Origin of the sequence: Paenibacillus sp. NPDC101420, assembly GCF_050277435.1 — a bacterium.
Lineage (GTDB): Bacteria > Bacillota > Bacilli > Paenibacillales > Paenibacillaceae > Paenibacillus_AQ.
On sequence record NZ_JBNNSE010000004.1, the window covers coordinates 140,281 to 155,985 of the forward strand.

A 15,705-nucleotide genomic window follows, 5' to 3' on the forward strand; every position below is an offset into this window, starting at 1 on the left:
GTGATTGAAAAAAGGAACATCCGCGTAGATGCGAATGTTCCTTTTGATGGTCGTTGCAAGCGTTAAGATTAGTCTGTTAAGCCTCTCCGTAATGTAAATAGGTCTTTCAAAGCCTCAGTAGACAGCTCGGTAATCCAGCCTTCGGAGCTGGAGATGACATTATCACTTAGCTGCTGCTTACTCTCCAGCATCTCATCAATCTTTTCTTCGAGCGTCCCGAGAGCGATGAACTTATGCACCTGTACATCACGCGTCTGGCCCATCCGATAGGCGCGGTCCGTCGCCTGATTCTCAACGGCCGGATTCCACCAGCGATCGAAGTGGAATACGTGATTGGCTGCGGTTAAGTTCAGACCGACACCTCCGGCTTTGAGAGAAAGGATGAATACATTCGGCTGATCAGACGGTGGTGCATCTGGACGTCTGGACCCTTCGTCCGCGGAAGGTGCAGGCGTCTGGAATCGCTCAATCATTCGGTCACGCGCCTGTTTGGAGGTGCTTCCGTTCAAATAAAGGACAGGCTCCCCAAGCTCCTGCTGTAGAACAGCCTGAAGCATTTTTCCCATCCCGACATATTGCGTAAAGATGAGACAGCGCTCATCCTCTGCACGCAGCTCCTTAACCATATCCAGCAGTCTTTCAAGTTTAGATGAACGGTTAATGAGTAGACTGGTATCCAGTTTATTATCCGAATCGGTTTCAGGGAGGGCCTCCTTAGTCACAAGCATCGGGTGATCACATAGCTGCTTAAGTCCGGTCAAAGCCCCAAGAATAGCGCCCTTACGCTCAATACCTTCCAACTTCTGCATACGGTCGAGCAGTCCGTTTACGGTCTGGTCATAGAGCGCAGCTTGTTCAGCTGTCAGATGGACATAGGTCTTCATCTCGTTTTTATCTGGAAGATCGAGCTGAATGTTAGGATCCTTTTTCTTACGGCGTAGCATGAACGGCTTCACGAGATTCTGTAAGTCCGCTGTACGCTTCTCATCGCGTTCCTTCTCAATGGCATTACTGAATCGGTCGTTAAAGGCTTTGGCGCTACCCAGATAACCTGGGGTTATAAAATCATAAATGGACCACAGCTCGGATAATCTGTTCTCTATAGGTGTTCCTGTCAGCGCAATCCGGTGTAAAGCCGGGAAGCTGCGCACAGCTACCGACTGCTTCGTTTGAGCATTTTTGATATTCTGTGCTTCGTCCAGGCAAATCGCCGCCCAAGTGAATTCCTTCAGCAACTCCTGATCAAGCGCTGCAGTCGCATAAGAGGTGAGTACCACGTCAGCTTGCGAAGCAGCACCATAGAAGAATCCTGCGTCCAAACGGCGACTTCCGTAGTGCAGCATCACATTCAAAGAAGGCGCGAAGCGCTGCAATTCCTTCTGCCAGTTGCCCAGCACGGAGGTAGGGCAGATGATCAGAGCAGGCCAACCCGGAGGGTCGGTCTGGCGACGGGATGAGCTCGGATCGGTATTTTCTTTGATATGAAGTAAATATGCGATGAGTTGGACGGTCTTGCCAAGCCCCATATCATCGGCTAGACAAGCCCCCAAACCGAATTGACGCAGGAAAGTCAGCCAAGCATATCCTTCATGCTGATAGGTGCGTAGCTCTGCCTGGAGTCCTGCGGGCACTGGAGGCTTCGGCCACTGTGAGCGCTGGCCGAGCTGACCAATGAGGCTGATCAAATGCTCGTTTAGCTCTACCTCGAGCCGCAGGCGCGCAGCATCCTCTTGAAGCTGCTCTTCTGTAGCCTCAGCATCAGCTTCCTCACTCGCTTGCAGCAAATGAAGCTGAAGCACATCTTGGAAAGACAAGCCTTGCGACTTGTCCATACCAGCCATGGCTCTTTGGATTTGCGCCAGCAGCGCGGGATCGAGCGAGACCCATTTGCCTTTGAAGCGGACGAGTCGTTCTCCTCTTGCGACCAGCTCGGCAAATTCAGCTTCGGTGAGGTCGACGTCGCCGATGGAGATTCGCCAATCAAAATCGATGATCGAATCGAGGCCGAACAGCGACTCGCCGCCGCTGCGTTTGTCCTCGCCGGAGCTGATCTTGGCGCGGAGGCGCGGTTTTTTCCGGCTGGCGGCTTCCCACCACGCCGGCAGCAGCACTTGCCAGCCTGCTTCCAGCAGCCGCTGGCTCTCGGCGGTTAAGAACCGCCAAGCGATGGCATCGCTGAGCGGTTCGGCCAGCACGTCGCCGCCCGCCGCGAAGCGCTCGGGCGGCAGACTGCCGCGGAGGCGCTCCAGCCATCCCGCGGCGCGTTCGTGCACGTGGGCCGACCATGCTGTCGGCCACAAGCCGTGCGGCTCGCCATCATCGGCGAGCCTGATGGGGACAAGCGCGGATTCATCGCGCTTGTCCTGAAGGATCAGCTGCAGCCGCCAAGGGGATTCATCCCCTTCCGGCTCCAGCAGCTGAAGTGCAGGCCGGAAAGGCGCGGTATCCGCCTTCCAGCCAATGGCGATAAGCCATGCAGCGGTATCCATGCCCGCTGCAAGGGCCCCGCTTCTATCGAATAGAAGCGGGAAATCGCTCCGGAGGTCGCCTGCTTCGGCCTCCGTGCTGTAATACCTCTGCGATACGGCGGCGGAGAACGCCGCGCGTAACCCACGGCTAAATTCGCTGCCGCCATTTAGCGCCTCAAGAGCCCCTTTGGCAGTGTCATTCTCCACTGCCACCTGCGCAAAAGCGCCCTCATCCCAGGTCCATTGCAACCTCCCAGCGCGATAAGCGGAGATATCTGGAATATACTGTTTGTTCTCCAGACATATAGTCAGAAGTGGCGCCAGTTCAGTCAGGTAAGCCGCATCGCCCTCCCAGTTCCATTCGATATGCGCCAGCAGCTTCTGCTCTGTAAAGAAAGGGATGACCTGCTCTGCAGGTAGAATCACTAGCTCTACACCTTCGCCAGCTGGTTGAACCGTTAACTCCGTTCCATAAAAAGACGCCTCATGCCAGGCGAATAACCGCTGTTTAAGCTGCAAACCGGGCAAGAGATCTTCTCTTTCATTCATTCCGTATATTAAAGCGTCGCCATACTGGCTTAATGCAAGCCGGATGGTCAGCGTGCGCAAATGCATGTTCATGGTATTAGCTTTCCTTTCCGAAGCTCCTCTTGCAGCGCACGGAGTCTGCTGTGCTTTGTGGTGAAGGCAATGAGGAACTCTTCCCACCGTTCTTCTTGTTTCATTTTTTTATACAGCTTGGATAATCGCTTCAATAGTTTCACAGCCGCCTTGTAGCTATGTCTATTCTTATCCAGCACAAATCTTTCGACGGCCTGATGGTAGAAGGGGAGCAGAACTTCGGGTGCGTTTTTCTCCATAGGCTGGAGGTCTGTAACACGAAATTCGGAAGGCAGCTTACCGATGGACAGTTGATAATCCATCCATGTCTGCCATTTTTCATAGGTAATTAACTTCTCTTCGTATACTTCTCCAGAGATAGGTAACATGGTGGCTAATGTATTCCACATTTGCGGCTCAGCTTCAGGAAGATGGCGAACGGCCTCTTCCCATCTGTTCGAATAGTTATTCAGATTATAGAGTCTGCTGCTCAGCAGTGGACCGATCTGAGCAAGCCAGCCCACCAAGCGTGACCATTCACCTGCATCCAGAAGCGGGGAGGTGAAGCTCATAAGCTCATCAGGATGGAGACCTGGGCGCTCGGCAGCTTTATTCAGTAATTCCCATGCCTTTGGGTCATCCTTCAGATAAAAATACATGCGGCTCTGGGCTAACAGCCACGCATGGCGTGACAGGGAAGCGCCTAATTCACTTTCTGCCTGCTGAAGCTGTTTGATTTCATCCAGATAAAGCTTAGTTCCACCTGTATTCGGATAAATCCAGTTTCTCCACAGCAGGTCATAGCACAGTGAAAAAGAGGGCTGATCACGCAAGCGATCGCGCGACTCCGTCAACATCTCACGCCGCAAGTAGGAGAGGGTCTCGACGATATGCGGCCAAAGATCGTATTCCTGCTCTTGCTCGGGAGACAGCGGGAGTGTGCTTTTTAACAGACGTGTGATTGCTTCCTGTAGCTCAGAGACCGCTACTTGCGTGTAATAGCCGAGTGATGAGGTGAAGGCGACCTGACCGGGTAGATTGGCGGAAGGCTTAGCCAGCTTTTCTAGAAGAAAAAGATGGGCATGCAGGGTAAATAGCTTGTCCATTTCCGGTGATAACTTCGGCTTAAATTTAGTAATGGAAGATAATGCTCGATCCACATATTCAGGATTCCGAGTGGTATGTGCCAGAGGCGTGATGCAGAACGCAAAATACTCGCGCCACTCCGTGATGCCTCCGTCAGCGATCCGGCTGGCATGTTCTTTTAGCTGCTGCTGGTGCTTTCCATCGGTTCCGACAGGTGAACTACTTGATGTTTTTGGGAGAAAAGATGCGGCTTTGGCGTTAGCTAGAACTTGTACAGACCTATTCTGTTGTTCAGCAAAACTGAGCAGCACAGCGGCCATATGCTTGCAATGACCTGAAACAGGGCAGTTGCAATGGCACCGAGTGAAGCTGTCCAGATCAATAGTAACGCGGTAATCCTCTCTACCTTCAACAAGGGCATTGATCTTAGATGGCTCCGTCATAGTGAACGAACGAATACGGCTTTGCTTATAATATTGGAACCCTCGTTTGAGGGTGAGGTCATCGAAATAATAGGCGACATTCTGGATGAGCTTACTCCACTGCGTATCATCCATAGTATAGGTTGGTTGCATACAATTGGTCTCCCGTAAGAAAAATGGTCGTTATTTGACCTTCATTATATCATTTCTTTTTGAGTAGGATGTTTTGGCGTTGTAATGAAAGCGAAATTGCTGGCTTGTATGGAACGTGGGGCCTAAACATATACTAATCGTGCTGAATTTTGAAGTATAGATCAAACGAAGGTCAAAAAAGGTCAAAACATTAAAAATATTAAAATTTGTAGCATTAAATCAGCTGATTTGCCTGAATTTGACCGGAAATTCGCTTAAATCGGTTTTGTTATTCCTCTGATAGGGGACTATAATAAGGTCATAGGTCAAATAAAGTCAAAGTCAATGAGAGGAGAATGGATAATGTTTGATTTGGTTCCTTTTGGTAAACGTAGAGATGATGCTTTTGGTATGCTGGCTAAGTCTTTGAATGATGTTTTTAATGATGATTTTTTTGCACCGATCAAGAGCTCCACGATGTCCTTCAGAACGGATATTCGCGAGAGTGAGCAGGCTTACCTGATTGAAGCTGAACTTCCTGGCTTTAAAAAAGAAGAAATCGACATTGATTATGCCAGCCCTTACTTGACGATTAAAGCGGTGCGGAAGGAAGAGAATGCGGAGGAGAACAAGGATCATCAAATTGTACGTAGAGAACGTCGATATGGTGAATATGTTCGCAGATTCTATGTTCAGGATATTGCAGTGGAAGAGATTCGCGCGTCTTTGAAAGACGGATTACTGAAGCTGGAAGTTCCAAAACAGCAAAAACCACAAGGGAAACGCATTGAGATTCAAGACGGAGATTCTAGCGCATCGCAGTCTGAATAAGCATAATTTAGGCGGTAATAGTTTCCGCTCAGCATCTTAGAGATAGGCAGCGAGCTTTTAATATAGTGTTATGAATAAAAGGCGCATTGTAGTGGAGGATTCCGGCTATGGTGCGTCTTTTCTCGGAATCGTACGATGAGTTGTATTTAATAAAGCGTTGAAAGGAGGAATCCGAATGGCTAACAAAAGCTATTATGATGCTTTGGGTGTGAGCAAAACAGCAACTAAACAGGAAATTAAAAAGGCTTATCAAAAGCTGGCCAAGAAGTGGCATCCCGATGTGAACAAAGCCTCTGAGGCAGAGGCGAAATTCAAAGAAGCGGCTGAAGCCTATGAAGTGCTGGGCAATGAGGAGAAACGCAAGCTTTACGATGAGGAGCTGCTTTATGGGGCTCAGCGTGGTAGAGCTGGTGGAGGTGCGTCGAGCGGGGCCTCTTCGTGGGATTCAAACTTTGGTGGAAACTGGAACGGTGGGACTTATTCTGCAGGAGGTTCTGGCATTTCGGAGGAAGATTTGTTCGGAATGTTTTTTGGGAATCGGGGATCGGCGGATCGCGCTGGCTTTGATTTCTTTTCTAGTAGTAGTAGTGGGCGTGCGAACGGCAATCCATGGGGTGAGGCGCGCAGTACGACGCAGGCGCAGCTGGATATTACGTTGGAGCAGGCCTATAAGGGAGCAACTGTAAGAGTGCAGATCGGTGATAAAACTGTGGACGTTCAAGTTCCCCCGGGTTCTAGTGAAGGCACGATTTTAAAAATCGCAGGAACCACTCAGAGTGGCATAGCTCCGGGTGGCCATATACTGCTGGCACTTCATATTCTTCCTCATGATATATACGAGCTTCAAGCTGGCGATTTATACGGTGTAGTTGAAGTTGCTCCATGGCAAGCGGTATGGGGTGGTGAGGTGAAGGTTCCATTACCGGGTGGCGGTGCTGTGAAATTGAAGATTCCTGCAGGAATTCAAAGTGGTAAAACGCTGCGCATCCCAGGCAAAGGTTTGAAGCGTGAGAATGGTGCGAACGGTGATATTTTATTTGGTATTGAGATTGTTGTCCCTGAGCCAACCAGCGAAGCGGAGAAGAATTTGTACCGTAAACTGGCTGAATCCAGTAATTTCGAGGCTAGAGCTAAACGTCAAAGCGCTAGTGCGCAGCGTCCGAAGGCAAAAGTGGGTAATTAATAGGTAGGTAGAGGTAACTTTGTATGTTCGTGATCGATTTTGGCTGGTGAATAAGGTGAATAGAGTGCTAGTAGTAGAAAAGTAACTTAATTAGAAACTAACTATAGTAGAGACCTGTAAGAAGTGTCGGGAAAAGGAAGGGTAAAAGTGTTCTAAAGGTGCCGATTTCGGCTCGATGAGCGAAAAGAGGGGTAAAAGTACCCCAGACTGCGCCAATTTCGGCTCGATGAGTGAAAAGAGGGGTGAAAATGCCCCAGAATGAGCCGTATTGGGCTCGATGAGCGAAAAGAGGGGTAAAAATACCCCAGAATGAGCCGTATTGGGCTCGATGAGCGAAAAGAGGGGTAAAAATACCCCAGACTGCGCCGTATTGGGCTTGATGAGCGAAAAGAGGAGTAAAAATACCCCAGAATGCGCCGGATTGAGCTCGATGAGCGAAATGAGGGGTGAAAATACCCCAGATCGTGCCGAATTTGGCTCTGTGAGCGAAAAGAGGGGTAAAAATACCCCAGAATGCGCCGAATTCGGCTCGATTAGCGAAAAGAGGGGTAAAAATACCCCAGAATGAGTCGAATACGGCCCATCCGTCCAAATGAACGGTATTAATCCCGCAGATAGCGCCAAATGATGTCATCCGTCCAAATGTGCGGTATTAATCCCGCAGATTACGCCAAATGTGGCTGATCACTCGAAATGAACGGTATTAATCCCGCAGATAGCGCCAAATGGGGCTCATCCGTCCAAATGAACGGTATTAATCCCGCTAAATTAATCTATCCCGGCCAAAACGGCCGATCCTATATAACATTCCTAAATAGAAAGGTGAGAGAGCTATGGATTTCAATAAACTTACTCAAAAGCTGCAGGAAGCAGTGGCTGCGGCGCAGTCGCTGGCTTCAGAAAGCGGACATCAGGAGATCGATAATCTCCATCTGTTAAAAGCGTTACTCCAGCAGCAAGAAGGCTTGCTGCCAAGATTGCTGCAAAAGATGAACGTCCCCGTAGCTGAGCTGCTGCGCAGCACGGATGAACTGCTTGGGCGCAAGCCGAGCATAAGCGGATCAGGAGCAAGCACAGTACGGCGTTATGCCTCGCAATCGCTGATCCATCTGCTGGAACAGGCGGAGAAAGAAGCGGCGAAGATGCAAGACGAGTTTGTTTCGGTGGAGCATGCCGTGCTGGCCATGGTGTCGGATTCGAGCAGGGATAATCGTGAGCTGCGTGATCTTTTTGTCAGTCGTGGATTAACACGCGAGAAGCTGATGTCTATACTTGCTGAGATTCGTGGGCATCAGCGTGTAACGAGTCGGGAGCCGGAGGCTACTTATGAGGTGCTGGAGAAATACGGACGTGATCTTGTAGCAGAGGTTCGCGCGGGTAAGATCGATCCAGTCATCGGACGTGACGCTGAGATACGTCGTGTGATCCGAATTCTGTCCCGTAAAACGAAGAATAACCCTGTGCTGATCGGTGAGCCTGGTGTAGGTAAAACAGCGATTGTGGAAGGCTTGGCTCACCGGATTGTACGCAAAGACGTACCAGAGGGGCTGAAGGACAAGACGATTTTCTCGCTGGATATGAGTTCCCTTGTAGCAGGCGCGAAGTTCCGAGGTGAATTCGAGGAACGCTTGCAGGCGGTACTTAGGGAAGTTCGTGAAAGTAACGGCCGTATTATTCTTTTTATTGATGAGCTGCACACGATTGTAGGGGCAGGTAAAACCGAAGGCTCGATGGATGCGGGCAATATGCTGAAGCCGATGCTGGCTCGCGGCGAACTGCACTGTATCGGTGCCACAACGCTCGATGAATACCGCAAGTATATAGAGAAGGACCCTGCGCTGGAGCGCCGTTTCCAACAGGTGCTGGTCAGCGAGCCGGATGTAGAGGATACGATCTCCATTCTACGCGGTCTGAAGGAACGGTTCGAAGTCCATCATGGAGTCAAAATCCATGACAGCGCCCTCGTCGCTGCAGGCGTTCTGTCTAACCGCTACATTACGGATCGTTTCTTGCCGGATAAAGCGATCGACTTAGTGGATGAAGCCTGTGCCATGATCCGTACGGAGATTGATTCCATGCCGGGTGAGATGGATGAAGTGACCCGCCGTCTGATGCAGATGGAGATTGAGGAAGCAGCGCTAAAAAAAGAAACGGATGACGCCAGCAAACGCCGTTTGGAAATCTTACAACGTGAACTCGCCGATCTCAAGGAGAAGCAGCTTGGGATGACCGCACGTTGGGAGAAGGAAAAGTCAGCGATTCAAGGCATCCGCGACCTCAAAAAACGGCTGGAGCAAGCCCGCAAGGATTTGGTCGATGCACAGGAGGAATACGATCTTAATAAATCAGCCGAATTGAGCTACGGCATCATTCCTGATCTGGAGCGGCAATTGAAAGCAGCGGAAGAAGCGGCACAGCAGGATCAGGATACAAGATTATTGCGTGAAGCTGTAACTGAGGAGGAAATCGCAGATATTGTATCGCGCTGGACGGGTGTGCCGGTTAGCCGACTGGTTGAAGGCGAACGGGATAAGCTGCTGCGTCTGGAAGAAACGCTGCATGAACGAGTTGTGGGCCAAGATGAAGCTGTCAGCTTGGTGGCCGATGCCGTGCTTCGGGCAAGAGCCGGGATCAAAGATCCGAATCGGCCGATCGGTTCCTTCCTGTTCCTCGGTCCGACTGGGGTAGGGAAGACGGAGCTGGCTAAATCACTCGCGGTCTCTCTCTTTGATCGCGAAGATGGCATGATCCGTATCGATATGTCGGAGTATATGGAGAAGCACAGTGTTTCTCGCCTAGTCGGTGCACCTCCGGGATACGTTGGATATGAGGAGGGCGGCCAACTTACAGAAGCTGTACGGCGTCAGCCTTACACAGTAGTGCTGCTCGATGAAGTGGAGAAGGCGCATCCCGATGTATTTAATATTCTACTGCAGCTGCTTGATGATGGACGTCTGACCGATTCGCAGGGCCGGATGGTCGACTTCAAGAACACGATCATTATCATGACCTCAAATATCGGTTCACCACATCTGATTCAAGGCACCGATGAGAAGGGTCAGCTTACGGAGGCTGCCAAGGATAGCGTAATGAAGGAACTAACTGGTCATTTCCGACCAGAGTTCCTGAACCGGGTTGACGATATTGTGATGTTCAAGCCGTTGACCCTGGGCGAGATTGAGAAAATCGTGGACAAACTGGTGGACGGATTACGTTTACGTCTTGCTGACCAGGAGATTGGTCTTGAGTTAACTGAGCCCGCGGTACGTTTTATCGCTAAGGAAGGTTTTGATCCAGTGTATGGGGCGAGACCGCTGAAACGCTTCATCCAGCGAAGTCTGGAGACCCGTGTGGCACGTGCGATCATTGCTGGAGAAGCCGCAGAAGGTACGGTGATTCAAGTAGACGAATCCGGCGGCGGCCTGACGGTGAGCATTATAAAGCCAGATGTTGATACTATGTAAAAATAAAAGGCGTCCACAAAGCCACTAAGGTTTTGTGGACGTCCTTTTTATGATTACCCTCATTCCACCCAAGGTATTAAATGAGGGTGTTCATCCAGAATGGACAGGTATTGCTCCTTCCAGCCGTATTGGCCATCGGGATCAAGGAGCATGTAACGCAGATATTTTTCTAAGCGGAATTCTGCCTTCGACCAGCCTAGATGCTTGAGTCGCAAGTTGCTTAGCTGGTGGGGAAGCTCGAAGACATTCTCCGGGAATCGCCCACAATGCTGTGGAGATTCATTCCATACATAGTTGAAGTCTTCTTTATAACGAAGCAAAAAAGGACGGTAATTCAAATGAGAGCGCCAGTAAATATCTTCTCTGTAATGGGTGGCGTTCCATAAATCATAGAGACGGAAACAGAATAAATCGACCTCGTCAGCGTACAGCAGGGGTTCGATATTTGCCGCGAAGCTCGCTTCAAAGATTTCGTCTGCGTCCAGACTTAGAATCCACTCGGGCTTCGTCTTCAGAACCTCTTCCCATTGCTGCTTTCGCAGCTCGATTTCATTGCTGAATTTGGATATGGTATTGTGCACGAGATGAACGGGAATGCCTTCAAGCACCTCCAGGCAGATAGCTGCTGAATTATCGGTGCTGCCATCATCGATAATGACGGCCTCGTCGATGTATTTGCGATGCTCTTCCAGAACCTGCCGCAGAAAGCGTCCACTTTCATTTTTCACAACCATGGTGAGGGTTAGCTTGGGCCGCTTTCTGGCTGGGGGGACTGTCTCCTTGGAGCTTTCGTTGTCTGGGTTGTCTGTGGTGGGTGTCGGCATTACTGATGCAGGTAATTCGTCCGTAGATGAACTGTTCTCAGTATCAGTGGCTTCAGCTTTGGTCTCCGTAGTTTCTTTGATAAAATCCTCTACTTTACTCAAATCACTGTCTCTATACAAGTGTAGCGCCGGATAATGGGTATCGACGAATAAGGGGATGCCAAGGGCAGCGGCACGAATGCAGAAATGACGGTCTTCTCCCCAGTATGAAATGTTGCGAATTTGATTATAGCTGACTCCAGCTTTTATCGCATGCTGACTAATCAGTGTACAAGCCCCGAGTCCGCCCACCTCATAGATTCCGGGAATCCGCATCTTTGCTATGAATTCATGAAATCTGCGATTAATCTCCTCTGGTTGCAGTTTTTCACCGGGCAGTAGCTCCCACTGATTGTATTCGTCGTGCATCCATACCTGCGGCTGAAACATAGTCTCTGGCTGCCACTGTGTCCAGAACACCTCTGAAATAATATCCTTGTTCGTACCTATTAGATGTCTGAGGGTATCAGGATGGAGGATGAGATCAGAGTCTATAAGGAATAAATAATCATAGTTCAAGGTTTGGGCGCGGTTGATCATGAGATTTTTAAAATTGGCTACTTTCCAGACTAAGTTGGTATTCCAAAAGTGGGTAGTATCATTGCGAATATACGCATCGTGAAAGCCGGAGCTCTGAAGATAAATATGATCACCCATGCTTTGGAATTCCTGGAGCAGCCGACTTGACTCCTCATCATCATTATCATCAACTAGATGGAAATCCAGCTCAATATCGGCAATATTCAGACGAAGCAGGGAATTCAGAAATTCTTTTAAAACCATAGGCTTCTGGTGGATTGGACTGCCAATCAATACGCGAACCTTGTTTTCCGTCATTGCCGCCTCCTTGGGGAACGCCCCTCTTTCCTTGGATGATCCTTATGTTCTCAATATATTTACAGGAGAGCGGCAATAATCCTTATTTTTCAAAGTTCTGTAAAGTAAATGAGTATTAGATGTATTAATTCGTAACGATCTGCTGTACAATAACCGAATAATTAGATGACAATATGAACAGCAAAGGATGAGCGCTATGGATAAACCATCAATCGATTCCCTCAATATTACATTAATGTGAAATGCTATCCATTGTAATTCCTAGTATTCCGATATACAATATAAAAAACACAAGCAACGCAGAACATAGAATACGGGGGAGAAACTTATGCGTAAAGGATTATCTGGAGTTATTACTTTGATTTTGTTAACATTTTTGATTAGTGCGTGCTCCGGAGGGAACACCGCCACTTCTACAAATAAAAATCAGACACCTGCTACTAATGATGGAACGACAGCAAGCACTGAGATAAAAGATGGAGGCAACTTGATTATTGGAGTCGCTGCTGATCCTGTTATTCTAAATCCGAACTACGCGGGTGACCGTGTCAGTCTTACGATTGACCAAGCGCTCTATGCTCCACTGTTCCAAGTAAATGATGGTAAGAAGACCTTCTACTTGGCAGACAGCCTGACCCTTTCAGAAGATAACCTGACTTATACGTTGAAGCTGAAAAGCGGACTGACATGGCATGACGGAGAAAAGCTTACTGCTGACGATGTCGTGTTCACGATTGATAGCATCCTCGATGAGAAGCAAAACAGCATGTTGAGAGCGAACTTATTCATCGGTGATAAACCCGTTAAGGCCGTTAAGGTGGATGATCTGACCGTAGAGTTCAAGCTTCCGCAGGTCAGCCCAGCTTTTGAAGCTACACTAGTGCAAGTATTTCCGATTCCAAAGCATATTTTTGAAAATGAGACGGATCTAGAGAAAAGCACCAAGAATGCTAATCCTGTTGGATCTGGACCATTTAAATTTAAAGAATATAAAGCGGGCGAATATGTTACATTAGAAAGATTTGATAACTACTTTGGCGGCAAACCACATCTTGATTCTGTTACGTACCGGATTGCTAAAGATACGAATGCTGCGAATCTCGCACTTCAGAGTGGTGAGATCAACATTAAATATCTAGATCCACAGGATGTTGGAACGATTGAAGCTTCGAACAATTTCGAAATTCTTCCTTATAGTGAAGGCCGATTGTCGTACCTGTTGTTCAACGCGAACAGCGATAGAGGTGCTCTTGCTAAAAAAGAAGTTCGTCAAGCCTTGTCTCTAGCACTAAGCCGTGATGAAATCATTCAGGCTGCTTATTCCTCTAGCGAGTATGCTGACCCGGCGAAGTCATTCTTGACTCCGGATGCATTGTTCTATACTAATGACGTACCTTCTTTCGATAATGATGTGGAAAAAGCGAAAGAGCTTCTGCAATCGGCAGGGGTTAGCGATCTGAAATTGAGATTGATTGTATCGAGCGGTAATAAAGCTCAGGAAGCCATTTCACTATACGTGCAGCAAAAGCTAAAGGCCATTGGCGCTGAAGTTGAACTGCAAAATATGGATGCCTCGGCATATGGTCAGAAGTTCAGTGATATGAATTCAACAGATTTTGAACTTGCGATTGCAGGTTATATTATGGGTTACGATCCTGATGCTTACAGAATTTTGTATACTTCTACTGCTGACTCTAACTACTCGCATTATAATAATGCTGAAGTCGATAAGTTGTTCAATGAAGGTGCAGGAGAAGCAGATGTGACTAAACGTGGTGAGATCTATAAGAAGATCCAAGAGATCATTGCTGACGATGCACCGATTTATCCAATTGCTAATACTAAGACTATTGTAGCTGTCTCCAAGAACTACGGCGGTCTGGAAGAAGCAGTCTTGAAGCCTGTCGTTATTTTTGAAGATTTATCGAAAATCTACCTTAAATAAAAACGGGAAAAAGTAAGCTGGGTTATCCAGCTTACTTTTTTACCGATACAGAACTGGGAGAATAAACGTATGAGACAACTTATCGTCCGAAGATTACTGCAAACCCTGCCGATGTTGTTTTTTGTTTCGGTTGTGTGCTTTGCGATGATTAAGCTGGCTCCGGGGGATCCGGTATTATCCTTCGTTACGCCGAATATGCACGCAGATGATATTGAGCGCATCCGGCATAACCTTGGGCTGGATAAGCCAGCCTACATTCAATATTTAATCTGGATTAAAGAAATATTGCAGGGGAATTTCGGTTATTCCCTAGTGAATCATCAGCCAGTATTGGATCAAATTCTAGAACGCCTGCCTGCAACGGCAGGTTTGATGGGTTCTGCGATCGGTCTCGCTGTTTTGCTGGCGATTCCACTCGGTCTTATTGCTGGAGCAAACCGGAACCGCTGGGTAGATAAGCTGATTAATTTCTTATCCTATGTCGGAATATCCGTGCCTTTGTTTTGGCTTGCCATCTTACTAATGTACTTATTCGCGATTAAGCTGCATCTGCTTCCTATTATGGGGATGCGAACGATTGGTGTGGAATCGGCGTTTGATGTATTCAAGCATGGTATCCTGCCTTGCACCGTGCTTGCTTTTGGATTCTTGGCTGGTTATGTGCGATACATTCGCTCTAGTACCATTGGACAGCTAAAAGAAGAGTACGTGCAGATTCAATATGCTTTTGGATCTAACAAGACAACGATTCTGTTTCGTCATGTAATGAAGCATGTGTTGCTTCCTGTAATTACATTGCTCGGGATGTCTATGGGTGATCTGGTGGCAGGTGCAATTGTTACAGAAACAGTATTTTCATGGCCAGGTATTGGCTCTTTGGGGATGACTGCAGTTAAAGGGATGGATTACCCCGTGATTATGGGAATTACTCTATTCTCCTCTTTAATGCTGATCATCGGTAATCTGGTCGCGGATATTCTATATAGCTTCGTGGACCCACGAATTAAATTAACGAGGTGACCTCATGAATCGCAGTAAATGGAAAAGTGTTGGAGATGAGCTATTTACGAATAAATTGGGCGTCGCAGCCCTCATTACTTTAATCATCTTCTCACTGGGCTCTATATTTGCTTTTTTATCTGGACATGATCCGAATGCGATGGATGTTCTGGCACGTCTGAAATCGCCGGGAGCCGATCACTGGTTCGGGACGGATGACTATGGCCGGGATTATTTTGCCCGCGCATTATATGGTGGCCGGGTATCACTGCTAGTTGGCTTTGCTTCAATGATCATTGCTACAGGCATAGGTGTGACGGTGGGCGTAATCAGTGGATTCTTTGGCGGATGGGTTGATAATCTTCTCATGCGGATGCTTGATGTAGTGCTGTCCATTCCTTCTTTCTTAGTTCTGCTGCTGCTTAGCGTATTTCTGAAGCCGAGTGTTGGGAATATCATCATTATTATTGCTCTATTAATGTGGATGAATATCGCCCGTGTCATTCGGGCAGAGACGATGACGATTAAGGAACGCGAATATGTACTCTATGCAAAAGCCTCCGGACAGAGCAATTTCGGAATTATTTGGCGTCATATTCTTCCGGGGCTAGTGCCTGTTGTCATTGTAGGTGCGACGAATAATATCGCTTCGGCGATAATGATGGAGTCGTCCCTAAGTTTCCTCGGGTTCGGGGTACAGCCTCCGAATGCGACTTGGGGCAGTATGCTTAACAATGCGCAGGGATATATCGCTCAAGCGCCATATCTGGCTTTATTCCCTGGATTATTGATACTATTAACGGTACTGAGCTTTAATGTTTTGGGTGATATTTTGCGGGTAGGCTTTGAACCGAAGCTGATCCGAAGATAGGAGT

The 15,705-nt window shown here is 48.1% G+C and carries 9 protein-coding genes; 6 read left to right on the forward strand and 3 right to left on the reverse strand.

Annotated features, from left to right (window positions below; translation table 11 throughout):
• Positions 1-68 precede the first annotated feature (68 nt).
• Both ACQKMP_RS18565 and ACQKMP_RS18570 read right to left on the reverse strand, forming a co-directional pair.
• Entirely contained in the window at positions 69-3,089 is a 3,021-nt protein-coding gene (locus ACQKMP_RS18565) for a DEAD/DEAH box helicase (protein WP_427470384.1), read from the reverse strand.
• Positions 3,086-4,729, reverse strand: coding sequence for an SWIM zinc finger family protein (locus ACQKMP_RS18570; RefSeq protein WP_339268259.1), 1,644 nt, complete (start codon positions 4,727-4,729; stop codon positions 3,086-3,088). The genes ACQKMP_RS18565 and ACQKMP_RS18570 overlap by 4 nt, the downstream gene beginning before the upstream one ends.
• A 342-nt stretch (positions 4,730-5,071) precedes the next feature.
• Between ACQKMP_RS18570 and ACQKMP_RS18575 the strand changes: the two genes are divergently transcribed.
• The 3 genes from ACQKMP_RS18575 to clpB all read left to right on the forward strand — a co-directional run bounded on the left by ACQKMP_RS18575 (position 5,072) and on the right by clpB (position 10,186).
• A complete protein-coding gene (locus tag ACQKMP_RS18575; protein WP_076299931.1) occupies positions 5,072-5,539 on the forward strand; it encodes an Hsp20/alpha crystallin family protein in 468 nt (155 codons plus the stop codon).
• A 175-nt stretch (positions 5,540-5,714) separates the two neighbouring features.
• The gene (locus ACQKMP_RS18580; protein ID WP_427470387.1) at positions 5,715-6,722 is read left to right on the forward strand and encodes a DnaJ C-terminal domain-containing protein; all 1,008 of its coding nucleotides are present in this window, start codon (positions 5,715-5,717) and stop codon (positions 6,720-6,722) included.
• 833 nt (positions 6,723-7,555) lie between these two features.
• Positions 7,556-10,186, forward strand: coding sequence for an ATP-dependent chaperone ClpB (gene clpB / locus ACQKMP_RS18585; protein WP_427470389.1), 2,631 nt, complete (start codon positions 7,556-7,558; stop codon positions 10,184-10,186).
• 59 nt (positions 10,187-10,245) lie between these two features.
• On the opposite strand, the gene ACQKMP_RS18590 is transcribed toward clpB, so the two are convergent.
• On the reverse strand, positions 10,246-11,886 hold the full coding sequence (locus ACQKMP_RS18590) for a glycosyltransferase family 2 protein (protein WP_427470391.1): 1,641 nt from the start codon (positions 11,884-11,886) through the stop codon (positions 10,246-10,248).
• Between the two features lie 328 nt (positions 11,887-12,214).
• Here ACQKMP_RS18590 and ACQKMP_RS18595 point away from each other — a divergent pair, with 328 nt between their 5' ends.
• The 3 genes from ACQKMP_RS18595 (at position 12,215) to ACQKMP_RS18605 (ending at position 15,701) form a co-directional block, all read left to right on the forward strand.
• Positions 12,215-13,831, forward strand: coding sequence for an ABC transporter substrate-binding protein (locus ACQKMP_RS18595; RefSeq protein ID WP_042184171.1), 1,617 nt, complete (start codon positions 12,215-12,217; stop codon positions 13,829-13,831).
• A 69-nt stretch (positions 13,832-13,900) separates the two neighbouring features.
• Entirely contained in the window at positions 13,901-14,851 is a 951-nt protein-coding gene (locus tag ACQKMP_RS18600) for an ABC transporter permease (RefSeq protein ID WP_042123467.1), read from the forward strand.
• Between the two features lie 4 nt (positions 14,852-14,855).
• On the forward strand, positions 14,856-15,701 hold the full coding sequence (locus ACQKMP_RS18605; protein ID WP_042184173.1) for an ABC transporter permease: 846 nt from the start codon (positions 14,856-14,858) through the stop codon (positions 15,699-15,701).
• Positions 15,702-15,705: the final 4 nt, after the last annotated feature.